Genomic DNA, 25,476 nt, shown 5'->3' on the forward strand with positions numbered 1-25,476 from the left:
AACAATAACGGTCCCAAACCGGAAAACCAACTACTGAGGCGGTGGTCGGCGGGGGTGAAAATGCGCCTCACCGCCGATGCGCACGATATCGCCCGTATGCAGACGGTAGCCCCCCGCGCGGCGATCTTCATAGTAAAACTTCAAGGTGTGCAGAATGGTGGGGAATGCGATCCGATCCCAGGGAATGTCCACCTCGTCACAGAGTTTGACCTCGAGGCTTTCATGCGTGGGTGTGTAATCCTCGGCCAGCAACCGGGCGCGGAACATCATGTAAACCTGGTTGGCGTGCGGCAGGCTCAACATGGTGTACAACTCCAGCGCATCAACGCGCGCATTGGCTTCCTCCAGGGTTTCGCGCGCCGCCGCTTCAGGCACTGTTTCGTCGTTCTCCATGAAACCCGCCGGCAGCGTCCACAGCCCATAACGCGGTTCGATGGCCCGTTTGCACAGCAGGATCCGCCCGTCCCATTCCGCGATGCAGCCGGCGACGATTTTGGGGTTCTGGTAATGCACCGCTCCGCACTGCGTGCAGACATGCCGCGCGCGATTGTCTCCCTGCGGGATGCTGCGCTGGATTGGACTGCCGCATTCGCTGCAAAACTTCATGCCATAAACCCAATGAGCTTCATGTCAATTATGCCACACCCGAATGGCCGGACCGTTTATACTGCATAGGCTTCCCGGATTGATGCGCATGGCCGCCGCAACCATTACGAATCACCCCGCCGACACGCAAGCAACTGCGGGCATACTGCTGACCAACCTCGGCACGCCTGAGGCGCCAACACCGGCGGCAGTGCGACACTATCTCGCGGAATTTCTTTCCGACCCGCGCGTGATCGACAAACCGCGCTGGCTGTGGCTGCCGATTTTGTACGGCCTCATCCTGAACATACGACCACAACGCTCCGCACACGCCTACCAGCAAATCTGGATGCCGCAGGGCTCACCACTGCTTGTTATCAGTCGCCAGCAAACACAAGCACTGCAAGAAGCTATCAAGCAGAAATTTCACGCGCCAATCCAGGTCGCGCTCGGCATGCGCTATGGCCGGCCCTCGCTGAAAAGTGCGCTGGAAACGCTGCGCCAGTCCGGCCTGCGCCGGTTGCTGATCCTGCCGCTCTATCCGCAATACTCGGCCACCACCACCGCCTCCACTTTCGACGCCGTCGCGCGAGTGCTGCACAACTGGCGCTGGCTGCCGGAACTCCGCACCGTCAACGGCTATCACGATGACCCGCGTTACATCGCCGCGCTGGCGGCTTCGGCGCGGCGGCACTGGGAACAGCATGGCCGTGGTCAGAAATTAGTCATGTCCTTCCACGGACTGCCGGAGCGGTATCTGCGACAGGGCGATCCATATCACTGCTTCTGCCACAAGACCGCGCGCCTGCTGGCGGAAAATCTGCAACTCGCCAATGACGGGTGGTGCATTGCCTTCCAGTCGCGCGTCGGCTTTGAGCGCTGGCTGCGGCCCTATACCGACAAAATCCTGGTTCAACTCGCGAAACAAGGCGTGCAGCGTGTTGATCTGATCTGCCCCGGCTTCTCCGTGGATTGCCTGGAGACGCTGGAGGAAAACAACATCCGCAACCGCGAATTTTTCCTAAAGGCAGGGGGGAAAGAATTCAACTACATCCCATGCCTCAATGATCATGCCGATCACATACGGATGATGACGGGATTGATTGAACAGCACACACACGGGTGGCCGGAATTTTCCACCGACTGGGATAAACAACAGCAGGCGGAAGAGCGCAAACTCACCAACGAGCGCGCGCAGGCGCAAATAAACAAAACGTCACTTCGTGGCTGAAGAATCAGTCCAGGAACCGCTTAACGACCGACGAGGACGAAATCGGCGCCGCAGTAGGGGCATTTGGCCTGGCCGGTCTCTTCGATGGGCAGGAACACGCGCGGATGTGAGTTCCACAGGCTCATGCCTGGCATGGGGCAGTGCAGCGGCAGATCATCCGCCGTCACTTCGTAGCGGTTTTGCGCGTTGGGCGTGATCAGGTCGGCAGTGTCTGAAGATTTTCCCGGATTCATGGCGGCTTCCCTCAGGGTCATTTTACCGGCGTCAGCCACGTGGCGTGCGCTTTGCTGCGGCCCTGGACCACATCGAAGTAAAGTTTCTGCAGGCGCTCGGTAATCGGCCCACGCGTGCCGCTGCCGATCATGCGGCCGTCGAGTTCGCGCACCGGCGTCACCTCCGCCGCGGTGCCGGTGAAGAACGCCTCATCGGCGATATAAACTTCATCGCGGGTGATGCGCCCTTCGCGCACGGTGATCCCGTTCTCCCGTGCCAGCGTTATCAGTGTGTCGCGGGTGATGCCCTCCAGCGCGGAGGTCACTTCCGGGGTTTTGATCTCGCCGTTGCGGACGATGAAGATGTTCTCGCCGCTGCCCTCGGCAACGTAACCCTCGGTGTCGAGCAACAGGGCCTCGTCATAGCCGGCATCGATGGCCTCGCGCAGCGCCAGCATGGAGTTCATGTAATTGCCGGTGGCCTTGGCCTTGCACATCGTGATGTTGACGTGATGGCGGATGTAGGACGACGTGCAGACGCGGATGCCGCGCGTCATGCCGTCATGGCCGAGATAGGAGCCCCACGGCCAGGCGGCGACCATCATGTGCGTCTTGAGATTGTCGGCGCGCAGGCCCATGCCCTCGGAGCCGAGGAAGCACAGCGGCCTGATGTAGGCCGTCTCCAGCTTGTTTTCGCGCACGGCGGCGTGGCAGGCCTCCGCGACGGTGGCGGCGTCAAAAGGCATGGCCAGGTGCAGGATATGCGCCGAGTTGAACAGCCGCCGCACATGCTCCTGCAGCCGGAAGACGGCGGTGCCGCGATCGGTCTTGTAGGCGCGGATGCCCTCGAATACGCCCATGCCGTAATGCAGGCTGTGCGTCAGCACGTGCACCTTCGCCTCGCGCCAGGGCACCAGCCTGCCGTCGAACCAGATTACTCCGTCGCGATCATCCATCGTGGTCATTACGTTTTTCCTCATCCATTACATCAACCAGCGTTGCCACAATTGCGTCACCAGGGCGCGTGCGGCGCTGAATTCCCCCTCCGCCACCTGCGCGGGCCGGCCCTGCAAGGTGCAGCGGTGGATGGCCCCACGCAGCTTGAAGTAGGCTTCGCGGAGCGCAACACAATCTTTCCCGGAAAGCAGGCCACACCGGCTGAATTCGCCCAGCAGGCGCAGATTGTCAGTCCAACGCAGCAATGCCGGCTGCGTTGCTGCGTGGGCCAGCACACCATATTGCACCATAAATTCAACGTCGGTGACACCTCCCTCCCCCTGCTTCAAATCGAACATGCCGGGTGCCGGCTTGTTCAATTCCCGCCGCATCTGCTCGCGCATATCAATCACCTCGCGCCGCAAGGCGCCCTGCTCGCGCCGCCGGGCCAGTACTTCACCGCGCACGGCGTCGAATTGCGCGATGACCGTGGCATCGCCGGCGATGCCGCGCGCGCGCACCAGCGCCTGATGTTCCCAGGTCCATGCCGAACGGCGCTGATATTCGGTATATGCCGCCACGCTGCTGACCAGCAGACCGGAGGCGCCGCTGGGGCGCAGGCGCGTATCCACGTAGTAGGCCACGCCGGCGGGCGTGACGGTGCTCAGCAGATGAATCAACCGTTGCGCCACACGGGTGAAAAACACGGCATTGTCCAGCGGCCGCGCGCCGTCGGTCGTTTGCTCCTCGCCCTCGCTGTCGTGCAGAAACACCAGATCGAGATCGGAGCCGTAACCCAGCTCAAAGCCGCCGAGTTTGCCGTAGGCGACGACGGCGAAGCCGGCGCGGCGGCGCTGTCCGCCGGCCATGCAACGTGGCTCGCCATGACGATCCGCGAGATGACGCCACGCCAGTTGCAGCGCGGCGCGCAGCACCGCCTCGGCGATCCAGGTCAGATGATTGCTGACCTCCGGGAGCGGCAGATGGCCGGTGAGATCGGCGGCGGCCACCTTGAGCATCTCCGCCTGCCGGAACTGCCGCAGCGTCTCCATGTGCCGCTCCAGATCAAGCGGCGGATGTTTGCCCAGTTCCAAATGCAGGGCGCGCTCCAGTTCGTCCATGCCGGGCGGCGCGTACAAGGCGCGCGCATCAAGAAGTTCATCCAGCAACACGGGATGCCGGCTGACGGCCTCGGCAATCCATGAACTGCGCGCCAGCAGGCGCGTCAACTGGCGCAGCGCCTGCGGGTATTCCGCCAGCAGGGCGAGGTAGACGCTGCGTCCGGCGACGGCTTCGACCAATTGCAGCAAACGCTGCAGAGTGACGGTATCGTTCCTGCCACCTGCGGCTTCCTTGAGCAGCAGCGGCAATAGACGCTGCAACCGCGCCTGCCCCTCCGGCGTCAGGCGGCCGATGGCGTTCGACCGCAACAACGCGGTCAGGGTTTGCGACGCCGAGGCGGGATCGCGATAACCCAGTTCGCGCAGCACCGCCTCCGCCGCCTCGCCGCTCAGGGCGCCCTGGCATAGTTCGCGCAGACGCTGCTTCAGCGCGCCGTCGCCGTGTTCGTCATCCTTCTCCGCGACCAGCACCTGTTCAAAACACCGGCACACCTTCTCCAGATGCCGGTCCAGCGCCTTCGCATATTCGCTCCAGCCGGCGTAGCCCATGGCATAGGCCAGGCGCGTTCGTCCCACCGTATCTTCCGGGAGTAATTGCGTCTGCTGATCCTCCACGGCCTGCAAACGATGTTCCGTATTGCGAAGGAATGCGTAGGCCGCCGTCAAAGCCTTCACCACGGCGGCAGGCAGGAGCGCCAGTTGCCCGATGGCCTCCAGCGCGGACAGCGTGGAAGGTGTGCGCAACTGTGGCTCACGGCCGCCGCGGATGAGTTGAAACAGCTGGGCGATGAACTCCACGTCCCGGATGCCGCCGGCGCCGCGCTTGATGTCATTCTGACGCTCCAGCCGCTCCACTTCATGTTCAATCTCCCGCTTCATCTCGCGCAACGCCGAGAGCGCGCCGAAATCCAGATAGCGCCGGTAGACGAACGGCCGCAACTGTTCCAGCAGCGCCCCGCCGGCGGCACGATCACCCGCCACGACACGCGCCTTGATGAGCGCATAGCGCTCCCAGTCGCTGGCGTGGGTTTCGTAATAGGTCTGCAACGCCGCCGTACTCAGGGTCAACGCGCCGTCGCTGCCGAAGGGCCGCAGGCGCATGTCGACGCGGAACACGAAGCCCTCATCGGTCGCTTCATGCAGCACCCGGATCAAACGGCGGCCGAGGCGATCAAAAAATTCCTGGTTTGACAATGACCGCGGGGCGCCCTGTGTTTCGCCCTCGCTGTCATAGCCAAACAGCAAATCGATGTCCGAGGAAAGATTCAGTTCGCTCCCGCCCAATTTACCCAGACCAATCACGAACAGCTGCTGTGGACGGCCCCGCGCATCGATGGGTGTGCCCAGATCCCGGCAGTGATCGGCGTACAGCCAGGCCAGCGCGTATTCGAGCACCGCCTCGGCCAGCCAGGACAGTTCGCGCAGGGTCTGCGAGAGCGGCGTCTGTTCGTTGATATCGCGCCAAATGATGCGCGCCATCTCGCGGCGGCGCAGATGGCGCAACTTCCGGCCGAGGGCGTTCTCGTCCGGTGGGGGATCCCCTTCCTCATCCAGCATGCCTGGGTAGTGCCTGGCGCTATACACCGTATCCAGATCACCGCTGGCGACGAGTCCTTCAAGAAGCGCCGGCTGTTGTACAAACAGCCGTCCCAGCCATGGACTGCATGCCGTTGCGCGCACCAATTCCGCCGGCGGCAAATTCTCATGAATTGCCGCCGGCAACAGCGACCAGATTTCTCGGCAATGTCGCTCCGTCTCTGCCCGCAGATCAAGCGGAAGTTTCTTAAGGGGCGCGCGAAATGAAGCAGGTGGCGTGCTCATCGTGGCGAATGGACGGCGACTATCAATGTTGCGGTGATGATTCAGTGCGCTGTTTCAACTCCTTCAGCCGCTGACTCAGGAATTTGACCTCGGCGGGATCCTTGATCTGGCCACTGTCGAGCAGGCCACCGAGCAATATTTTCGCGTCTTCCAACTCGCCCATGTCTTCCAGGACAAAGATGCGCATCTGCCTGGCCCAGTCGGGCGCCGCAGGTGCGTCATTGGCCAGCGCCTCGGCGTATTTCAGGGCCAACGGCTGATCCTTGATCAGATGCTTGGCCACGAACACCGCGTGCGCGAGCCACGGCCAGCGCCGATCCGGATCGAGCAAAAATTGCTCATAGACGAATTCCAGCATCTGCCGCTGTTTCCCGGGCACCGGCACCTCGCCGTAGAGACGCGCCGCCGCGAGCAGCGGATATTGTCCGCGCGGGTCAAGCCGCAGAATGTGCTCCAGCCATTGCGTGACGAGGCCGTAGTCCAATTCCCGAAAGGGAATGCTGATCCCCGGCTGGTTGTCGAATGCCTGCAGCCACAGCATCAGAAGTCGCGCCAGCGTGATCGGCTCGCCCAAGCTGGCGACGTTGAGCATATTCACGCTCGGCGGCACGGTCAGCGTGGCGGCCGCGGCCTGCGGGCGCGGCTGCGAGGCGTGCCAGGCGAATTGCATCAACAGGCTCGCGACCAGCAGCGCCAGCGCCGCCGCCGGGACTTCACGCCAGGAACGTTCATTTGTCATCAGAAATTACGGCGGTGCAAGTCAAAGAGCCCTGCCGCCAGAAGCAACAGACTGTAAATCACCGTCTGCGCAAGGACCGGCGCCAGCACCGCCGCACCCACGCCCGGATAGGTCAACCATTCACTGGAAGTGAAGCGGTACAGCGCCGGCAGGGCGTAGGCCAGCGCGTCGATGACATGTGTCATGACCGTGTTGGCCAGGCTGTGGGGATCCACCAGCGGCCCGCGGCTCATCAACTGCATGGCGGCGATGCCGCGCGCCAGCAGATAGAAAGCGGCGACGGCGCAGATGGCGGGGGTGATTTGCGACAAGGTCAGCATGCACAGCAGGCTGGCGCCGGCAACGATGACCAGCTCGCACCAAAGCGACACCCCCCAGATCGCGGCCTGCCCCCACGGCGCCACGATGCAGGCCGCCAGGGTGAAAAGCGCCGCAATCGCGGCCGCGACCAACAGATAGCCCGCCAGCTTGCCCAGATAATAGCTCGTGCGCGGCAACGGCAGAGACAGCATCAATTCTATCGTCTTGTCGGAAAATTCCCGCGTCATGCTGCCTGCGATAAACAGGCTCAGGATGAACACCGCCAGCCCGCGCAGCAGGCTGCCCAGAAATGCGGCTCTTATTTGCACACTTTCCGTGACCGCAATCGCGCCGGCAAACTCAATCAGCACCAGCGCCAAGGCCAGCGCCGCCGCCACCAGCCATGCCAGCCGGCCCCGCAGGGCTTCAAGCCAGGTGAGCCGCGCAATAATGGGGATGGGCTGCCAGAGACGGGTCCGCATTCAGCACCTGCGGACACGTGACGCGATAATCTGTGGCATGATCGAAACCATGTGCGGCATGATTTTTACATTATCCTAGAGTCCCATGGCCCCGACAAACCCGGCGCCCCAAAACCTCCCGCGCGCGCTGTTACGCCAGGAAAATTTGCTGCTGGCCGGCATGTTGTTGCTGCTGCACGTCGCCAGCCAGTGGGATTTTGGTTCGGCGCTGTCCACCTCGCTCATGATCGCCCATCTGGGCCTGTTCCTGCTCTGGCAACCGCTGTGGCAGCGCGAGTCGCACCTGAGCGGCCAGGAAGGTGTCCTGTTCCTGCTTTCCACTGTCGCATTCATCGGCACGCTGAACTGGTGGTCGCTGGCGGGCTGGCAAATCCTGCTCATCGGCCTGGTCGGCGGCCGTCCGCTCGCCAGCCGCGGCGATCGGGTTGTTTACATGCTGGCGCTGTTCATGCTGGTGTGCGATCTGCTGATTGGAACCGTGCCGAATCTGTTCTACGTGAGCGGCCTGTCGAAGGCGCTGCTGAAGATGTTCCGCTATGGCCTGCTGGCGATCCCGTTGTTGATCCCTTTCGTCCGGTTGGCGCATACCGTCCACGCCCGCCCGCAATTGATCGATCTGTTCCGCGCCGTGACCGCCGCGTTGATGACGGCGCTGGTCGCCGTCAGCAGCCTGCTGACCGTGTACCACACTGCCGGCAACTATCTCACCGCGCTTTTACAAGCGCTGCTGGTGCTGGCCGCGTTCCTGCTTCTGATCAGCTGGCTGCTGACCCCCCACGCCGGCCCCGGCGGGCTGCTGCAACTGTGGGAGCGATCATTGTTGAACATCGGCACGCCCTTCGAAGACTGGCTGATTGATCTGGCGGCGCTCGCCCATCGTGAACCCACGCCCGCGCAGTTTCTCGACGCCGGTCTGCGGGCCCTGACGAAACTGCCCTGGTGCGTGGGCGTGACCTGGCGGCAGAATTCGGCGGCGGCGCCAGCGACCCACGGGAGGGCCAGCCGCCATTACACCGATCTCCACGTGGACGACTGGCATGTGCGGCTGTACTTGCGGCAGTCCCCCAGCGTCACGCTGTTGCTACACATCAAACTGCTTGTCAGCGTGCTGGAGGTGTTTTATGACGCCAAAACGCGGGAACAGACGCTGTCGCAACAGGCCCACATCCAGGCCGTGTATGAAACCGGGGCGCGTGTCACGCATGACATCAAGAACCTCCTGCAATCGCTGCGGACCATGACCATGGCGCTGGCCGGGGCGGAACACGACCCGGCAACGCGCGAACGCGGCCAGCAATTGCTGGAGAAACAGCTGCCCATCATCACCCAGCGGCTGCAACTCGCACTCGACAAATTGCAGGCGCCGGAAAAATCCGGGAGTGAAACGCGGCCGTTGCGCGAGTGGTGGGAAGGATTCAAGGCCCGCAATCAGCACATGCCGGTGATTTTCCGCGAACGCATACCATCCGATGACAATCCCTCCGTTCCGTCGGAACTGTTCGACAGCGTGGCGCAAAATCTGCTGGAAAATGCATACAACAAGAAACGACTTGAACCGGAGCTGCGTGTCACCGCCCAGCTCACGGTGAAGGCTCACGGGATAGCATTGGAAGTCGGCGATAACGGTTCGGCAATTCCGGCAACCAAGGCGCAACAACTCTTCAGTCAGGCGGTATCCTCCAGCGATGGATTGGGGATCGGCCTTTATCAGGCATCAAAGCTGGCGGAAAGTCTGGGATACCGCCTGCGTCTGTGCCGTAATGTCACCGGCGATGTCTGCTTCGCGCTGGAAACCGCAAATGAACCACCCGCCACGGCGCGCCCCGAAGCCGTTCTGCACCAAGCGACATGAATCAGGGAATGCGGCCAGCAGCGATTAGCCGATTGTAGAGCAGCGGACGCGAAATCCAGGTTGTCAGGTCGTCAAATGTTGCGGTTGGCAAGCCACCTTGATACACAGTGCTCGCCGTAGGAGCTGGATTGTCGGGATCGTTGGTTTCGTTTGCACCGTCTGCACGCAGATTGTTGGCGTCTCCATCAGCATCACCCGGCCCGGTCGAATATACGATGGCCACCGGCGGTTCAGTATTGGAGGTGAGGACGTTCCCCGCCGCATCCTGCACTGATAACGTCCCACCAGCAGTTGGATCACTGTTCATGGCAATGTGCGTAATACTATTACTGAAAATCAGTTGCACGCGATAACGAAAGTAGCCTGTCCAAGGATCCGCAGCCGCATTTCTACCGATGCCCCAAGCATCGTATTCCGACACGCCGAGCGTTTTCCACGGCAAAATGCCAGACGCTGAAGGACAAGCGCCGGCTACGCGGACATCCTCCTGGCCATAATTAGGGCTGGTGGGATCGGTAGTATTTGTTGGGCACGGTAAATAGCCATTCACGACCGCGAAACCCAGCAAAGCTTCGCGGATTTCATCCAATTGCGCCTGAGTAGTTTGTATATTGCGTTGACTCATTTGTGTCGACAGCGGCACTAATAAGCCGCCCAATAACAAGCTGACGACCAACAATACCACCGCCAGTTCGATGAGGGTGAAACCTTTGCTTTTATGATTCATGATCACGGCGCGACCACGCGAATCTGATCGTTGAATGTGGTTGTGCTGACAGGCTGCTTTTCAAAGACGTGATCGCCGCTGGTATTGTTTTCGAATTCCAAATAGGAGTTCATCCCACTTTGTGTACGATCTTGAGCGCTCAACGGCGCTCCTGTGGTAACGACCAGCGCCTGTACATCGCCTCGCTGTTTGTCGGAATTATTTTGATCTGTACTATCGCGAATACCCAGGCAATTCGCGGCAGGCAGAGGCGTGCCTACAGGTAACAACGGTAGTGCATTTACGGTACAGGTGCCGCCGCCGCTTGGCGCGAACCCGCTCGCAACCGCAACATAAACTAACCGTTGCCAGCGATTGGCGGTGAACCACGTGGGCAGCTCGCTCGGGTCTTCACGCAATTCATAGCGGATATTGCTGGTCTGCATGCTGGCCAAACTATCAGTGGCAAGAGCGGGCTGCCCCGTCAAGGCAACCGTCACTGTGTTATGCGTGCCGTCCGGGTTGAACGTGCCATTATCCGCGAGCAAAATATTGGATATATCGTAGTCACGTATGCGAATCACTGGTGTAGCACTGTTCTGCGCGATTTGGCTGGGATCAATAGTGGTCAGATTACGCACCCGCTCCCCGGAACTGCTGCCCACTGCCAGCGTCCCACGATGCCGGTAATTGAATTCATAGGTACGATGATCAACCCAGCCGGATCTTATTTGAAAATTATCACCTCCGGCGGGGTTAAACACAGTTGTCCCACCTACACCGTCCTGCAGTGGTTCGTGAGTAATGATCGTGGAGCCTGGTATGCTGGTGGAATCAACTGCGGTAATAAGCGCATAAGAATTTGGACTAACAGAGACATTCTCTATAACATCATTCACCGATGCTGCGACGGGCGGCGCAGTAATGATTGTTTGTGCAACCGCAGATACAACTGTCCCTGTTATCAGCTGTGTCGGCACTTCCGCTTTATAGATGTCGCCACTGTCGAAAGTATTTTTCACGCCATTGTTCAAATCAAACGTTGATAAGGCCCCCGCGCCAGCGCTGCTTACTACGCCTGCAGCTACATCACTTGTCTTAAAAACCTGGTAAGTATCGTTATTCTGAAAGTTATTTCTTGCTACACCACCGAATAGAGAGGATACGGTTATTGTTGTAGTGGTTACTGCAATAACCTGGCCGATTGAGCCGGAAGTTTGATCTCGTACGAAATATTCATTTGGGATCACGCTGGCTATAAAATTTTTGCTCGTATCCTCAAGTGTTAGTCCAGTGCTTCCCGCTGTCGCCGTTCCAGACAACAGAGGGGCAGCACTAGGATCTGACAAATTGAAGACGCGATCACCGACACGCATACCCCAATCAGTGAAATTCCGGCTGCTATCAATCAATGTGAAATTATTACTGCCGCTGGCCGCAACTCCAAAAATGAAAGGAGTATTGTAAATCCCGTGACAATCAGCTTCCGTGGGTTGTGTCCAATAACAGTAGGCGTTGTCGGTAATAGCCGTTGTTATCGCCCCTGATACTGCCGAGGATTCCGCAAAATTGGTGACATACGTGCTGTATACCAGCGGTGATGGTGAGGCCGGCGGGGGCGTGACTGTGATATTGACGGAGGGATTCAGCGTCCAGTTGAAAGTAAAGCCTGTGCGGAATGGCTCGCCCACCTCATGAAATGGCAGCAGTCCTTCCGTAACTGCGTTCAACGGCGAGCCGTTGTAGCGCGGTATGCGATAGGTGTCGTCCAAAGTCGCTGTAATGTTGGCCGCCAGTTTACTGGCGTTGGTAACGCCGGTGATTGTTCCGGCTGTATTGCTATTCAGATCCTCGATGATGTCGTTGGCGGCGATTTGAAGTCCACGGTTGCTGTTATCGAAAGTCTTGGTGTCATCGGTGAATGTTCCGTCAGTGGCTGTCACGGTGCCATAGGCACTGCGGATCTGGTAAACATCGCCGGTGGCAAATCTATTGTTCACTCCACCCGCCATGTTTTGCACGGTGAACTGCATGCCAGACACATTGGTGATGACACCCGATGAACCGTCGGTACGATCATCCACCACATCACCGATGCCAATTCCGATTTCTGCGAAGTCCTTGGTCGTATCCTCCAAGGTGAAATTGCTTGTGCCACCAGTAGCGGTACCGCGCAAGCGGGCAGGTATACCCTTTACCATGATCTGATACGTATCATTCACATTGAAACTATTCGCTGCGCCGCCTTGGAGGCTGCTGACATTAAGGCTATTTGCCGATGGAGTACCAGTCACCGTGCCGATGGAACCGTCCGTCAGATCACGCACCACATCGCCCGCCGCCACGCCCCAATCGGTGAAATCCGTTGCGCTGTCCTGTAATTGCAAGCTGGTACTGCCTGCGGTGGCCGTACTGGTCAGGTTGAGTGTAAACGCCTTGGGATCGGCGTATGGCGCCAGCCATGGATAACGCCCGCCAGGATTGGATGTCTTGTAACTCTTCAATGCTAAAGCAGTCTGATTCAGAATACGCTGCTCAACCCGCGCCATCAATTCCTGGCGTGTAATGGTCACAAGGCGATCATTCATCGTATCTGATTGAACAGCGGTAAACAGCTTTCCGCCGTTATTGTTCTCGCCATCGAGATAGGCCGTGACGTCGATATAGGCGGGCTGTGTCGGATCGGCTGATCGGTTCTGCCCCGGCAATGGTGGTCCCGGCGCGAATATCACGGCAACGATGTCGTTTTGCCCGTCGACGGACAGATCGCCCGGTGTTTCTGAATTCAGTGGTTTCGTCTGCGGGTTATATCTGAAGTTATCAGAGACCACATACCATAAACGTTCGCCGCTGCTATCGCGAAGATCAGTCACGCCCAACGTGCGGAAGGGCAGCCGCCCCAAACTACTGCCGGTCGAAATGGCACAGGATGACGTCGATACGCCTATCTTGGCGGGATTCGTGTCATCCGCAGGCTTGTCGGGACATGGCAGATAGCCCGGTCCTGTATCGGCCGGCGGGTTGTTGACCATTTCTGGGTAGGCTGCGGCGAAACCCAGCAAAGCTTCCTTGGCGCGCGCGAGAGAAGCAGTAGAGATTTCGTCGCGGTAGGCGGTCTGGGTTTGCTGGTTGAGTTTTTTCAGGAAAACAAACGAAGAGAGGGAAACTATGAGCAACATGACGAGCAGCAGGGCGACACCGCGCTGATGTATCGGTGTTTTCAGACCGCCGGATAATCGTCGATAACTCCCTGGCATGGCACAAGTTTAACAGGCTTCCGTTTCTTGACCGCAATCAGGCCCCGGATGGCGGGCCGCTCAAACCATCTGCGGCTCACCGGCACAAAGGCTTCTACAGGTTACCCGATACTCAACCTCCACTCAGGGGTGAGCGGGGACGGTATTTTCCGGGGTGTTGTATAGATCGGTGATCTGGCCGGTTTCCGGGTGGTAGGTCTGGCCGGGCTTCAGTCCGACGTCTGGCAAGTGGCCGGGCGTCTCGACGGTCACCCGTGCGCCACGCAGGCCGCGGGTGTCGACCGCGACATGATCGGCACTCAAGTCCCCGTCATAGGTGTTCTTGCCGTTGACCCAGGCGGTGCCTTCGCCATGCGACCGAACCACGACCCCATTGACCGTCACCGGTGGGACTTCCGGCGGCGGGGCCGGCGCTTCGGCGACCGGCGCCGGCGGCGGCCCGGGCTTTGCCACCACCGGCGGCGCGGTGCGCAGGCGTTGCAATTCCTCGCGTTCAGCGGGGGTGGTGAACAGTCGCCCCAGCGGATCCGCGGACACCGGGCCAGCCGCAGAGAACGCCACGCACAGCACCGACATTTGCAACAGCATGAGGCGCGGGGACATGTTCAGCTCCTCACTGCATCACGATGCCGGTGCCCGGCAGGTTTATGGTGTACCACTGCAATTCACAACTGGCGCTGATGTTTTTCGTGTTGACCTGCAGTTTGATCACGGGTTCGGTGCGCAGGAAACTGCACCTGCCGACGCTGTACAGTCCCACCGCCTTTTTGTCCAATGCATCAAGCAAGTCAAAAAAATCCCCTTCATGCAGCAGGCCCAGTTCCAGTTTCATGGTACTGCTGAAGATCTGGAAGGCGCCGGTGTTCAGCGCATAGGGCGGGGTGTATGGTGTCTGCGCGGCTAGCTGGTAATTTAACTGGGGCAGTTCAATTACCTTGCTGGCTTCGCGCAGTGTCTCCAACCAGCTCAGCCGGTTTTCCTGGCCCACGATGCCGCGCCGTTGCAGCGCCACGAACTTCGGCTGCTGCTTCCGGAAGGTTTTTTCCTCATCATCGACGGACAGATAGCGCCGGCTGACGTCACTAAAACGGTGGTGTGCAGTCTGATTGGTCTGCCCCATGCGCGCCCGGAAATAATACCCCCCCGTCAGCATGCCGCCGCTCAACACCGTGCATACGAACAGCACGACGAACGCGCCGCGGAGGTACGCCCAGTCAAATCTGCTGTTTTTATCCGCCATGACTCAAGTACCCTTCATACCCAGCACCACGCGCACGTTGAAGTGGGCTTCCTGTGGCCTGGCCTCCGTGCTGACACTGCCGTGAAGGTTGGCGCTGGAGCTCACGTCCAGCGGTTCTGTAACCACCTGTACTTCATAGACCGAAGGTTGCGTTTTCAAAATGCCGCTGAATCCATTCACACGCCCCAAAGCGCGCTGGTAATCGCCGTCGAAAGGGCTGATGTGGCCGCTGACCTCGGCGATGTGGTAATAGGCGTAGGCCGCCGGCGCCGTGGTTGGCGGCGTGGGCGCTGGAACGGCCCGCGCAGGCGTGGGTGCGGCGGTGGATGGCGTTGTCGCGGTTTGGCTCGGGCCTGAAACCGAGGCCTTCGGATCCACGCTCGCGGTCCAATCGATTTTATCCACCTGCAAATCCGGATAGGGTTCCAAGGCATAACTGATAATGGACAGTATGGGCGTCGGGACGGCCTTGTGGCGCATCAGGCTATCAGCGATGTCCACGGCGGTTTTCATGCCGTAGGCATCCACCGCCGTTTGGGGTATGCGTTCACGCGCCTGCAGATAACGGGCGTTGTAATAATCGGCCTTGCGGCTCAAATCCTCCGCTTCCTGACTCAGCGTGATTCCCTCGAAAAACTGAAAACCGCTCCACAGCGTGCTGCCCAAGAGCAGCAACAGCGCCGCCACCTGCAGCGCGCTCCGCGTCCTGTGGAGATCGTAGTAGTGCATGGCCGGGCGCGGCGCGTAGTGATTCTTGGGGCGTTGCGAGAGCAGCAACTGCACGAACAGGAGATCGCTGTATGGGCTCTCCACATGTCCGGCGATGCCAATCTTGTGCGCGGCCGCCCCGATGTCGATGAGTTGATAACGAACCTGATCTGAATCCACGCAGCTCGACTCGAGCTCGGCGGTCAGGGCCCCACCGGTCAGGATATATACCGACAGGGGCGCGTCGCGCGAGGTCAGTCGCATGCCGTTCAGATAACGGCGTATCTTTTCGACCTCGCCGGTCACATAGGGACCATAGGGCGCCGTGCCCAGTCTCGGGAGCTTGACCTGGCGGCTGAATTTGAATTGCTGATCTTTGAAAAAGGTCTGCCGCAGGCCACTGGCGCTGTGCAGACTGACCAGAAGCACGTTGGGAGTACGGGCGCCGATCTTTGTGAGCAGCAGGCGGCTCAGCATCGGCAACGAATAGACACCGGCCAGCGGCACCTTGCTCCGCGCCAGTACGTGCAGCAGGGGATTGAAAAACTCCGGCTGGGTCAGGGCGCACAAAAGAATGTTGTCATCTCGACGACCCTCGGTCTCGCGGCCCTGCGTCAGGGTGTAATAATACGGCGTGCCGCGGAACAGCCGCCCCACCCGTCTCTCGATCAGGGCGCGGCGGTCGCCGCCGGAAATGTGCGGGATGGTATCCTGCCGGAATTCCTCCTCGACCACATCCGCCAGCAGATAGAGCGGCACGTCCGGGTCCGCCTGGAAATATTGCTCCAATTCCGACAGGGCCGGTTCGCTGCTGATGTCGATATCGCCCGCCGTTGCCGCGGCTGCCTTGTTTCTTTCAAAGGTTTTCTGTTTCAAGACCGACAAATCGAAATGTCGGGCATCGCCCAATGTTCCACCCTGCCAGTCATAGATCGAGGCCCGGTCACCGCTGATGACCAGGGCCCGGCGGTCGAAGAATTCAAACCTTGATTTTGGTGATGAGGTCATAAATCGGTCCCAGCACGGAAATCATGACCCACGCGAGCAGTCCGCCCATGATGACGGTCATGGCCGGCTCGATCAGCGTTTGCAGCTTGGCGATGGATTCCCTGACATCGCGGCTGTAAAAATAACCCACGTTGACCAGCGCCGCATCCAGCGCCCCGGTGTTCTCCCCCACGCGCAGCATGCGCAATACCAGCGGCGGGAACAGACCGGAGGCGGAGAAGCTCACGGCGATCCCGGCGCCGTCGGCGATCCGCCGCCCGGCATCCTGAATGGCCGCCTCGACCGCCTTGTTACCGACGATATCGGCGCAGATGCGAATGCAATCCAGCACGGTGACGCCGGAGGTATACATCAAGGCGAAATAATTGGCAAAGCGGGCCAGAATTGTTTTCTTCAGGATCGGACCGATGATCGGCACGTTCAGAAGCCAGCCGTCGACCCTGGCGCGAAAGGGGGGACTGGTGCGTATCCCCACCAGCACGCCAATCACCAATGCGGTGGGCAGCCCCAGGATCAGATACCAGTATTTCACGAAAATATTCGAAACGACGACCAGTATGCGGGTGTGCAGCGGCAGTTGCTGCCCCATGTTCTTTATGAACTGCAGCAGTTGCGGCACCAGGTAAATCATCAGGAAAAACAGCACGGCGGTCACCACGACGAAGACGAAGGCTGGATACATGAACAGTTTCTTGGTGTGCGCGGCCTGCTCGTCGGCCCATTTGAGATTTTCGGTCATCTGCCGCAAGACTTCAGGCAGCTGGCCGGATTCCTCGCCGACCCGGATCAAATTGACGAACACGTTATTGAAGGCGTGCGGAAAATCGTTCATGGCCTGCGACAGGTTCTTGCCGCCCTGGATGGATTCGACCATGGCCGAACAGATCTCGCGCAGCCTGCGGCTTTCCATGCTGTCGCGCAGATCGGCCAGCCCCTCCAAGATGGGCACGCCGGCGCGCACCAATTGCTCCAGATGAAAACAGAAATTGATCAAATCGACGCGCTTGATGCCGCGTCCCGATACGCTCTTGCCGCGCGTCTTCATTTCGCGGTAGTTGACCAGCTCCATCCCCATGCGGCTCAAACGGAGTTCCAAATCACCGACATTGACCGCGTCCAGGTTGCCGTGCATGACGCGGCCCTGCGTGGTGACGGCCTTGTAGCGATACATTTCCATCAGCGGGATGCCGGCCTCAAATCAGCCGCTCCGTCAAATCCACGACGCGCGAGACCTCATCGATGCTGGTAACGCCCTCGTTGACGCGGCGGATGGCCATGTCGGCCAGCGTCTTGAAGTCCTTGGACAGCGCCAGCGTGTTCAAATCCTTGAGGGTGGCGGCGCGCGCGATGGCCTCGTCGATGTCGCGATCGAACTTGAGCAGTTCCATGAGCGCGGTGCGGCCCTTGTACCCCTGGTTGTCGCAATGCACGCAACCCTTGGCCCGGTAGATCACCTGCGGCCCCGGTGTCAGCTTGATGTTCAGCAGCTTGCGCTCCAGATCGCTCGGCTCGTAGGCCTCCTTGCACTGCGGGCACAGCTTGCGCACGAGGCGCTGGGCGATGACGCCGATGATGTTGCCGGCCATGATTTCAGGGCGGATGCCGATGTCGATGAGGCGCGAAACCGCGCCGAGCGCGGAATTGGTGTGCAGGGTGGAGAAGACCTGGTGGCCGGTCATGGCGGCGCGGAAGGCCATGGTGGCGGTCTCTTCGTCGCGGATTTCACCGATCAGGATGATGTCCGGGTCCTGGCGCAGGATGGCGCGGATGCCGCCGGCGAAGTCCAGGCGCACGTTGTCGCTGATCGCCGTCTGGCGTATGCGGCTCATGGGGTATTCCACCGGATCTTCCAGGGTCATGATGTTGACGTCCTCGGTGTTCAGGTGATTGAGCACCGAGTACAGCGTGGTGGTCTTGCCCGATCCCGTCGGTCCGGTCACCAGCAGAATGCCCTCCGGTCGCGCCACCATGAGCCGCAGGTTGTTGAGCACGTCCTCCTCCAGACCGAGTTGATCCAGCGCGACGATGCCTTTCTGCCGATCCAGGATGCGCAGCACGATGTTCTCGCCGTGCACGGTCGGCAGCGTGGCCACGCGGAAGTCGATGGGGTGGCCCATCAGCGACAGCGAGATGCGCCCGTCCTGCGGCGCCCGCATCTCGGCGATATCCATCCCCGACATGACCTTGAGCCGCACGGCGATCGCCGGCCAGTAATTCTTGTGCAGGCTGCGGATCTGACGCAGCACGCCGTCGATACGGTAGCGGAAGCGCAGGAAGCCCTCCTCCGGTTCGAAATGGATGTCGGAGGCGCCGCGTTTGACCGCGTCGCCGAGCAGGGCGTTGACCAGCCGCACCACCGGCTGGCTGTACTCGCCGCTGTCCATCTCCAGGCTGGCATAGTCGATCTCGCCGGTCTCGATCTCCTGCAGGATGCCGTCGACCGACAACTCATAACCGTAGAAGCGTTCGATGGCCTTGTCGATCTCCGTGTCGATGGCCAGCACCGGCACGATCTCGACGTCGCCGCCGAGCAGGGCGGCGAGTTGATCCAGCACCACGACGTTGAAGGTGTCCGCCATGGCCACGGACAGGCGGTTGCGGTTCATGTCATAGGTCAGCGGCAGGACGCGGAAACGGCGGGCGGCATCCTTGGGCAGCAGCTTGATGGCCTCGTTGTCGGCCACCACTTTTTCCAGATCGACGCTTTGCTGGCCCAGCGCGCCGCCGAGCACGTCGAGGATGACGGCTTCGGTGGCGAACCCGAGGCGTACGAGAATCTTGCCGAGGTGTTCCTTCTGCTTTTTCTGCTCGGTGAGGGCGATGCGGATCTGGTCGTGGCTGACCACGCCCTTCTCCACCAGCAGTTCACCGATGCGCAGCGTGGGCTGTTGCTTGGGGTTCAGATCAGCCATTCACGCGCATCCGATAGCATGATTGCAATTGCATGATGGCTCCGGCCCTCGCACGGCAACCGTGTCTTGGTGATGCAACGCATCTCACGGGGATTCTTGAGATGAGTTCTAGCCAGGCTCCTGATCATTCACGGTGGGCCTCCGCCGCCGGCATCGGACAGGGCCTGGATGCGGCCCAGGACCTGGTCCGTGGCAAAGTTGACCGGCCGTTTGCCGGCCAAATCCAGCGCCATTCTGTAGTAATTGAGCGCTGTTTTCCGCTCACCCAGGTGGTCCAGACTCACCGCCAGATTGTATACGTAATCGGTGTTGCTGGAATCCTGTTTATAGGCGTCAAAATAAGCCTGCTGTGCCTCCGGCCAGCGCCCCTCGCGGGCGTAGACGTTGCCCAGGAGATAATGCACGTTGGCGGCGTGGGGATCCTGCTGGAGCAACAGCTTGAGATCGCTTTCATCGGCAATGGTCGGCTGCTCGCGGCGCAGCGCGGTCCATGCCGCCTGTGCGTAGGCATCGTTGGGGTCCAGATGCAACAGCCGGCCGTACACTTCCGCCGCTCCGGCGCGATCGCCGCGCCGTTGCTGGATCGCCGCCAGGCCCAGCAGGGCATCGCGTTGATCCGGCTGCTTGTCCAGCACCTCGCGGTAGAGTTGTTCGGCGCGCCAGTAGTCCGCGGCCTGGTAGGCGCCATAGGCCTCTTGAATTTTCGGATTGACGGCCTTGCCGCCGCGCACCGTACTGATCTTGATCTCGCCCGGTGAGACGTCATACATCGAGGCGGTGGCCTGGTTCTGATCGGCGGCGGTGACTTGCCCTTTTGATTTGGATGGTTTTGCCCTGGTCGGTTTTTCCTGCGATCGTTTCTCCCGGGGTGGCGTTCCCGCGACGGATTTCTCCAACGGCTGACTCTTCGCGATATCCGCCGCCACGGGCGCTTGTTCCGTTTGGGGGGCGGGCGCCTCTGCGGTTTCCTTTTTTTCCTCGGGCATCGGCGCGGCGTTCTCGGTCGGCGTGGGCGGGTTGGCTGCCATCTGATTTTCGACGGCGGTCTCTGGCGGTGGAGAGGGGGACGTGGATTCAGTGTTGGAGGACGGAGCTTGCTCCGCCGCGGGCGGCGCAAGCGCGCCGGCCTGTTCCAGATTCCCCTGGGGCTGCACTTCCGGAAGTGTTGGCGGTCCGTGTGCGAGACCCGTGATCGCGGAGGCGGGCAACTGGCGCACCGCGGGTACCGTCATCTGGTACCGGACCCAGAAATAACCCGCGGCAATGGTTATGGTCACCACCATCAACGCGGCAATCATGCCGATCGGCGAACGGCGGCGCGAGGGACGGGCAAAGACCGCTTGCGCGGTCACGGGCGTATCCCTCAACAGATTCGCGCGCCCCGATGCCTGCGGGAGTCCCGCGGCATCGCCATCATCGACGCCCATCTCGGCGGTTGCCGCTTCAGCGGATGACACCGACGATGGCGGCTCCATCAGCACCGATGTCTGCTCGAATGGAGCGGGATGGGTCTCGGACAGCGCGGTGGGCGGTTCCGTGAGGCTGATGGGCTCACCGTAGTCGTATTGCTCCTCCGCCGCCAGATCGATCTCATCGCCCCGGCCGGGCATGACCTCTTCGCTCGGAGAGGGCGCGATAAAGCGGTCGGCTTCCTCCTGCGCCGCGGACGAAGCGGCGGGTGGCAAAGGTTGGGGGGAGGGTGTCCGCTCTATGGGCTCCAGACTCAAGCGGCTGGTGTCGAACGTGCCGGTGTGCGGCGGCACGGGCGCCTCGCCCGGTGTGGCGCGACCGGCGCTCGAAGCAGCGGCATGTTCGCCGGTCCGCTGCGTTTGCAGGTTTTGCTGTTCGAAGGCGGCCTTCTTTTTTTCCGCTTCCGCCTTTTTCAGCGCCTCCATGAGCAGGCTCATAGACTCAAGACCTCACGGTGCGGGATTGCCGGTCTGCTCGGGCGGTTTGACAACGCCGGTGTCAAAGGGGGGATTCAGGAAGGGCTTGTAAGACTTGAAATCGCCGTTGAGGCTGGCGTCTTTGATCACCGTGGGTCGCAGGAAGACGACCAGTTCTTTTTTCACGTAGTTGTTGTCGCGCTGTTTGAACAATTCTCCAAACGGGAAAATATCCTGCAACCAGGGAACACCCTGCGTCGTGGCTCTAATGTCGTCGGTCATCAATCCGCCCAGCACCGCGGTCTGACCGCTGTTGACCCGCAGCAGCGATTCCATCTCCCGCGTCTGGATCACCGGTATCTGATTCGAGATAGGAGTGGCCAGCGGTGTTCCGTTGGGCGCAAATTGCAGCGACGGATTGGGGTCGGCTACAAATCCGTTTATTCGCGTGATTGTGGGACGGACATTCAACATGACGGCGCTGTTTTCGTTGATCTGCGGCGTGACGCTCATGATGAGACCGACCGGGACGGTGTGGATGTTGGTCTGGAACGTGGAGTTTTGCGCCCCGGTTTGCCCGGCAACGACCGTGTTCGTCGTGATGGTGAAATAAACCTGATTGTCCACCACCTTGAGCAGCGCGGTCTGGTTGTTAAGCACCATCAACTTGGGGCTCGACAACACCTTTACATCGCCAAACTCCTTGAGCAGACTCAAGGTCACATCGGTAGTATTTCCGTTGTAATTGAAGGTGAAAAACTGCCCCAACGACGCCGGATTGAAGGGGGTCGCCGCCCCCCCGCCGGCCACGGCGGAGGCTACGTTGATCTTGAACTGCGACCCGAGTGAGCCCGCGACTTTGCTCCAGTTGATGCCGGCGGTGTAACGATCATTCAGGGTTACTTCCACGATGGTGGCCTCGACCAGCACCTGCCGTTCGGCGCTGGCCATCACTTGATCAAGCAGCTTCTGTATCTGGGCCTGCTGGCGGGAATTGGCCAGCACGGTAATCACGCCGGTTTCCGGATTGGGAATGACGGACTTTGAAATCGGCACGCTGCCGGGCGAGTTTGTAGCGGTTGGCGTCTCTCCGACAATTGCGATCATATTATTTACCAGCGTCGCCCAGAAACGCTGGTTGGAGGTGCTGGTGACGCTGGTGGTGGAATTGTTCTGGCCGCCGCCACTGGTACTGCCGCCGCTCGTGCCGCCGCCGGTCCCTCCCGCCGCTACATCGGTGCCACCGGTGCCCGTCACCTGCGTGGAGACCGCCTCGGTATTGGTCGTGTCCCGTGACATGTTGACAAAATTGACCTTGTAGGTCTGGAAGTACGGTGTGTCGGGGGTAATCACGATGGTGCCGCTCTTGATCTCATAACGCAGGTTTACCTGTTCGGCGATGCGTTCCAGGATCTGCGGCAGCGTCTGCTGCACGGCATTGAGCGTAACCACGCCGGTGATCGCCGGATTGACATCCACGTTCATGCCGGCATCGCGCGCGACGGCGAACAGCAGCTCTTTCACCGGCACTTCGTTGACGACTACGGTGTAGCGCTCGGGCTCGGCGGTGGGTTGCGGTGCCGGCAATGCCGGCGGATTTTCAACAACACTGGGGATGGGCGTCGCCGTGGCCGGCGTTTCCGGTTCGGCCTGGATGTGGCCCGTGGAGGTATCGCGGGGCGCAGTCACCAGTTGGGCGCATGCACCCATCATCCCCGCGAGCATAATTATCAGATAACGCTTCATTCCCCCCGTACCACACCCTCGCAGGTTGTTATCTACGGTCTTATGCCCGCCGTCTGAGTTAAAGGCGATTATCAACGCGAATCTCTAAGCATCGTATCTGACTAAATAATCATTATCAACTAGTTGTAGTAATTCTTCAGGCCCGGACGCGGAAAAATTCAACCCGCGTTTTTACTCCCCGGTCAGGGTTTAGTTTGCAGACGGTGTCGCGCCTGTCGAACCCGCCAGATACTTGCCGGCCGTGGAACGTCCATCCTGCAGTTGAGATGCCCCCAGACTTCCAGGCACTGTCCCGGGGAGGTTCTTCATCATGGCTGGCGGCTCCGGAAATCTGAAGGGCGTATCCGTCAACCACCCGTAAAGCGCGGCACCCAGCACCACCAGCAGACCCGCAGCCACCGCCCACGGCCACCATCGGGTCGAGGGTTCAACGTGATATTCGCTATCACGCGCGGCGATCAGCACTTGCTTGCGATCAATGCGGGTGGCGTTCTCCGCATAGGCCGCCAGCATGGCCTTGTCGGCGAGGATGTTGATGCGCCGGAGCAGGCCACGCGAATGACGGGCGATGGCACGCACGGCCGCCGGCGTGAAAAGCTCGCCGGCGCGATACCCGCTCGCCAGCAGACGCGAGTTGATGTAGGCGCGGATTTCCTCCTCCGAGAACGGCTCCAGGTAAAAATGATAGGTGATGCGCTCGCGCAACTGGCGGATCTCGTGCTGCGCCAGGGTTTCATCCAGTTCCGGCTGCCCGAACAGTACGATTTGCAGCAGTTTATCCTCGCTGGTTTCGAGATTGGTCAGCAGGCGGATTTCCTCCAGTGTGGCCACCGGCATGCTTTGCGCCTCTTCGATGAACACCACCACCCGGCGGTTGTCGGCGTGCTTGCGTAGCAGGAAATCCTGTAACACCTGCAACACCTTGAGCCGGTCATCGTCACTGCCCACTGGTAATTTCAATTCAAAGGCAATGGCATGCAGGACATGTTCCGGGGCCAGCCGCGGATTGGCGAAATAGACAATCTCGACATTCCTGGGCAGTTCCACTTCCAGCATGCGGCAGAGCATGGTCTTGCCGCTCCCGACCTCGCCCAACACCTTGACGATGCCCTCACCGCTGGTAATCGCATAGATCAGCGCATCCAGCGTCGCGCCGCGATTGCCGCCGGTGAAAAACAGCCGTGGATCCGGCGTAATCTTGAACGGCGCCTGTCTGAGCCCGAAATATTTATAATACATTTTGCTATCACCGCCGCGGTCAGTTACCGATGTGAATCCCCAGTCGCTGCAACCGGCTGTAGAGATGTGTGCGGTTCACACCGAGCAGTCGCGCCGCCTTGCTGATGTTGCCGCCGCTCAAGCGCAGCGCCGCCTGGATGTAGCGTCGTTCCCATTCTGCCAAGGTTTCCTCGAGGATAAAACCGGCGCGCTGAAGTGCCTGCTCGGCCTCCATCCCGCCATTCTGATCCCCTGCGTTCGGGATACACTCGGTCTCCAGTTCCGCCTCGATCTCCGACGCGCCGACGCTGCGGCTGGCGTATTTGGCGGACAACCGGATGACGATGTTGCGCAGTTCGCGCACGTTGCCGGGGAAACCGTACCGGCGCAGCCGTTCCGCGCCCTCCTTGGTGAGCGTAAATGATGGCATCCGGCCCGCGTACAGCGTGCGAAACATCTCAAACAGGCTCAGCGCATCGCCTTCGCGCTCGCGCAGCGGCGGCACACGCACGGTCAGCACGCCAAGGCGGTGATACAAATCGGGCCGGAAGCGGCCGGCGCGCACCTCTTCGCGCAGATCGCGATTGGTGGCGGCCAGGATGCGGGCCTCCGTGCGGCGCGGTTCGGTTTCACCGATGCGATAATACTCGCCGTTCTCCAGCACGCGCAGCAGCTTGGGTTGCAGGCTCAGGGGAAACTCGCCGATTTCGTCCAGAAATAACGTGCCCCCGTGGGCTTGCTCGAAAAACCCCGGCTTGGCGGACTCGGCGCCGGTAAAGGCGCCGCGGGCATGGCCGAAAAGCTGCGCCTCCAGCAACTCCGGCGTGAAGGCGGCGCAATTGATGGCCAAAAATTTTTCTTCCGAGCGATCGCTCTCCGCGTGGATCGCCTGCGCAACCAACTCCTTGCCACTGCCGGATTCACCCTCAATCAGCACCGGAAAGGGCGTCTTGGCAAACTGGCGGATGAGTGCCCGCAGGGTGCCCATGGCCGGACTGTCGCCGAGCAGGCGCGCGGGGCTGGGTTGCGTTTCCTCCGGCTGTTCGGCGGCAAGCATCATCTGCTGGTATTCCAGCCGCGATTTCAACAGGCCGATATCGCAGGGTTTGGGGACGAAATCTACCGCGCCCAAGGTCAGCGCATGGCGGATGTTGGCGCGCTCGTTCTGGCCGGACAGCACTAGGATCTTCATCCTTCGGTTGAACGCCAGTAGATCCTCCACCAGCGCGAAGCCTTCCTCCGGCGCGTGCGGCGCCGGCGGCAGACCTAGATCAACCAGCGCCAGCGACGGTGGGGGCGAAGATCGGCGCAGCAGGCTTCTGACCTCGCCGCGCGTGGCGGCGGTCAGCACTTGATAGCGGTCTTCAAGAACGAAGCGGAGGGATTCGATGATTAGCGGATCATCATCGACAAGCAGGAGCAGGGGCCGCTCAGCGGCTCGATCAGCTGTTTGCAGAGAGCTCATCACCAGTCGGTAAACATACGCTGTTCCATGCTCACCGGCAACCGACCTGAG

At 60.5% G+C, this 25,476-nt stretch carries 19 protein-coding genes; 2 read left to right on the top strand and 17 right to left on the bottom strand.

The genetic code is table 11. The features are described 5' to 3' along the window. Window positions 1-30: 30 nt before the first annotated feature. Window positions 31-606, bottom strand: coding sequence for an NUDIX hydrolase (locus VMH34_08055; protein HTT08729.1), 576 nt, complete (start codon window positions 604-606; stop codon window positions 31-33). Between the two features lie 88 nt (window positions 607-694). Between VMH34_08055 and hemH the strand changes: the two genes are divergently transcribed. Next, entirely contained in the window at window positions 695-1,816 is a 1,122-nt protein-coding gene (hemH, locus tag VMH34_08060) for a ferrochelatase (GenBank protein ID HTT08730.1), read from the top strand. A gap of 20 nt (window positions 1,817-1,836) precedes the next feature. Here hemH and VMH34_08065 read toward each other — a convergent pair whose 3' ends face one another. The 5 genes from VMH34_08065 to VMH34_08085 form a co-directional block, all read right to left on the bottom strand. Continuing rightward, entirely contained in the window at window positions 1,837-2,049 is a 213-nt protein-coding gene (locus VMH34_08065) for a zinc-finger domain-containing protein (GenBank protein HTT08731.1), read from the bottom strand. A 17-nt stretch (window positions 2,050-2,066) separates the two neighbouring features. After that, window positions 2,067-2,993 carry a branched-chain amino acid transaminase gene (locus tag VMH34_08070; protein HTT08732.1) on the bottom strand — a complete coding sequence of 309 codons (927 nt, stop codon included), beginning with the start codon at window positions 2,991-2,993 and terminating at the stop codon, window positions 2,067-2,069. 18 nt (window positions 2,994-3,011) lie between these two features. Beyond that, window positions 3,012-5,807, bottom strand: a complete 2,796-nt coding sequence (gene glnE, locus VMH34_08075; GenBank protein HTT08733.1) for a bifunctional [glutamate--ammonia ligase]-adenylyl-L-tyrosine phosphorylase/[glutamate--ammonia-ligase] adenylyltransferase — start codon at window positions 5,805-5,807, stop codon at window positions 3,012-3,014. Window positions 5,808-5,928: 121 nt separating this feature from the next. After that, complete coding sequence (locus VMH34_08080; GenBank protein ID HTT08734.1) at window positions 5,929-6,645, bottom strand: hypothetical protein; 717 nt, start codon at window positions 6,643-6,645, stop codon at window positions 5,929-5,931. Continuing rightward, entirely contained in the window at window positions 6,645-7,427 is a 783-nt protein-coding gene (locus VMH34_08085) for an ABC transporter permease (protein ID HTT08735.1), read from the bottom strand. The genes VMH34_08080 and VMH34_08085 overlap by 1 nt, the downstream gene beginning before the upstream one ends. Before the next feature lie 85 nt (window positions 7,428-7,512). Between VMH34_08085 and VMH34_08090 the strand changes: the two genes are divergently transcribed. Next, a complete protein-coding gene (locus VMH34_08090) occupies window positions 7,513-9,279 on the top strand; it encodes an ATP-binding protein (GenBank protein HTT08736.1) in 1,767 nt (588 codons plus the stop codon). A gap of 1 nt (window position 9,280) precedes the next feature. Here VMH34_08090 and VMH34_08095 read toward each other — a convergent pair whose 3' ends face one another. The 11 genes from VMH34_08095 to VMH34_08145 form a co-directional block, all read right to left on the bottom strand. Then, window positions 9,281-10,006: a prepilin-type N-terminal cleavage/methylation domain-containing protein gene (locus VMH34_08095; GenBank protein ID HTT08737.1), complete on the bottom strand. Its 726-nt coding sequence runs from the start codon at window positions 10,004-10,006 to the stop codon at window positions 9,281-9,283. 2 nt (window positions 10,007-10,008) lie between these two features. Continuing rightward, on the bottom strand, window positions 10,009-13,242 hold the full coding sequence (locus tag VMH34_08100) for a hypothetical protein (GenBank protein ID HTT08738.1): 3,234 nt from the start codon (window positions 13,240-13,242) through the stop codon (window positions 10,009-10,011). A 123-nt stretch (window positions 13,243-13,365) separates the two neighbouring features. Next, window positions 13,366-13,845, bottom strand: coding sequence for a hypothetical protein (locus VMH34_08105; protein ID HTT08739.1), 480 nt, complete (start codon window positions 13,843-13,845; stop codon window positions 13,366-13,368). Window positions 13,846-13,855: 10 nt separating this feature from the next. Beyond that, window positions 13,856-14,482 (bottom strand): hypothetical protein, encoded by a 627-nt coding sequence (locus VMH34_08110; GenBank protein ID HTT08740.1) that lies wholly within the window; start codon window positions 14,480-14,482, stop codon window positions 13,856-13,858. A 3-nt stretch (window positions 14,483-14,485) separates the two neighbouring features. Continuing rightward, window positions 14,486-16,198, bottom strand: coding sequence for a hypothetical protein (locus tag VMH34_08115; protein ID HTT08741.1), 1,713 nt, complete (start codon window positions 16,196-16,198; stop codon window positions 14,486-14,488). Beyond that, window positions 16,170-17,375 (bottom strand): type II secretion system F family protein, encoded by a 1,206-nt coding sequence (locus tag VMH34_08120; GenBank protein HTT08742.1) that lies wholly within the window; start codon window positions 17,373-17,375, stop codon window positions 16,170-16,172. The genes VMH34_08115 and VMH34_08120 overlap by 29 nt, the downstream gene beginning before the upstream one ends. Window positions 17,376-17,391: 16 nt before the next feature. After that, window positions 17,392-19,110 carry an ATPase, T2SS/T4P/T4SS family gene (locus tag VMH34_08125; protein ID HTT08743.1) on the bottom strand — a complete coding sequence of 573 codons (1,719 nt, stop codon included), beginning with the start codon at window positions 19,108-19,110 and terminating at the stop codon, window positions 17,392-17,394. Window positions 19,111-19,238: 128 nt separating this feature from the next. Next, entirely contained in the window at window positions 19,239-21,017 is a 1,779-nt protein-coding gene (locus tag VMH34_08130; protein HTT08744.1) for a tetratricopeptide repeat protein, read from the bottom strand. 12 nt (window positions 21,018-21,029) lie between these two features. Then, window positions 21,030-22,685 (bottom strand): pilus (MSHA type) biogenesis protein MshL, encoded by a 1,656-nt coding sequence (gene mshL, locus VMH34_08135; GenBank protein ID HTT08745.1) that lies wholly within the window; start codon window positions 22,683-22,685, stop codon window positions 21,030-21,032. Between the two features lie 246 nt (window positions 22,686-22,931). Next, window positions 22,932-23,981 carry an AAA family ATPase gene (locus VMH34_08140; GenBank protein HTT08746.1) on the bottom strand — a complete coding sequence of 350 codons (1,050 nt, stop codon included), beginning with the start codon at window positions 23,979-23,981 and terminating at the stop codon, window positions 22,932-22,934. Window positions 23,982-24,000: 19 nt separating this feature from the next. Further along, a complete protein-coding gene (locus VMH34_08145) occupies window positions 24,001-25,425 on the bottom strand; it encodes a sigma-54 dependent transcriptional regulator (protein HTT08747.1) in 1,425 nt (474 codons plus the stop codon). Window positions 25,426-25,476 lie beyond the last annotated feature (51 nt).

It is taken from the genome of Gammaproteobacteria bacterium, from assembly GCA_035501935.1.
Lineage (GTDB): Bacteria > Pseudomonadota > Gammaproteobacteria > JAJPIJ01 > JAJPIJ01 > JAJPIJ01.

Coding starts and splice junctions, on each gene's coding strand:
- VMH34_08090 (HTT08736.1), top strand. CDS start 7,513: ATGGCCCCGACAAACCCGGCGCCCCAAAACCTCCCGCGCGCGCTGTTA.
- VMH34_08065 (HTT08731.1), bottom strand. CDS start 2,049: ATGAATCCGGGAAAATCTTCAGACACTGCCGACCTGATCACGCCCAAC.
- VMH34_08100 (HTT08738.1), bottom strand. CDS start 13,242: ATGCCAGGGAGTTATCGACGATTATCCGGCGGTCTGAAAACACCGATA.
- VMH34_08140 (HTT08746.1), bottom strand. CDS start 23,981: ATGTATTATAAATATTTCGGGCTCAGACAGGCGCCGTTCAAGATTACG.
- VMH34_08080 (HTT08734.1), bottom strand. CDS start 6,645: ATGACAAATGAACGTTCCTGGCGTGAAGTCCCGGCGGCGGCGCTGGCG.
- VMH34_08095 (HTT08737.1), bottom strand. CDS start 10,006: ATGAATCATAAAAGCAAAGGTTTCACCCTCATCGAACTGGCGGTGGTA.
- VMH34_08125 (HTT08743.1), bottom strand. CDS start 19,110: ATGGCTGATCTGAACCCCAAGCAACAGCCCACGCTGCGCATCGGTGAA.
- hemH (HTT08730.1), top strand. CDS start 695: ATGGCCGCCGCAACCATTACGAATCACCCCGCCGACACGCAAGCAACT.
- VMH34_08070 (HTT08732.1), bottom strand. CDS start 2,993: ATGACCACGATGGATGATCGCGACGGAGTAATCTGGTTCGACGGCAGG.
- VMH34_08130 (HTT08744.1), bottom strand. CDS start 21,017: ATGAGCCTGCTCATGGAGGCGCTGAAAAAGGCGGAAGCGGAAAAAAAG.
- VMH34_08145 (HTT08747.1), bottom strand. CDS start 25,425: ATGAGCTCTCTGCAAACAGCTGATCGAGCCGCTGAGCGGCCCCTGCTC.
- VMH34_08110 (HTT08740.1), bottom strand. CDS start 14,482: ATGGCGGATAAAAACAGCAGATTTGACTGGGCGTACCTCCGCGGCGCG.
- VMH34_08055 (HTT08729.1), bottom strand. CDS start 606: ATGAAGTTTTGCAGCGAATGCGGCAGTCCAATCCAGCGCAGCATCCCG.
- VMH34_08085 (HTT08735.1), bottom strand. CDS start 7,427: ATGCGGACCCGTCTCTGGCAGCCCATCCCCATTATTGCGCGGCTCACC.
- VMH34_08120 (HTT08742.1), bottom strand. CDS start 17,375: ATGGAAATGTATCGCTACAAGGCCGTCACCACGCAGGGCCGCGTCATG.
- VMH34_08115 (HTT08741.1), bottom strand. CDS start 16,198: ATGACCTCATCACCAAAATCAAGGTTTGAATTCTTCGACCGCCGGGCC.
- VMH34_08105 (HTT08739.1), bottom strand. CDS start 13,845: ATGTCCCCGCGCCTCATGCTGTTGCAAATGTCGGTGCTGTGCGTGGCG.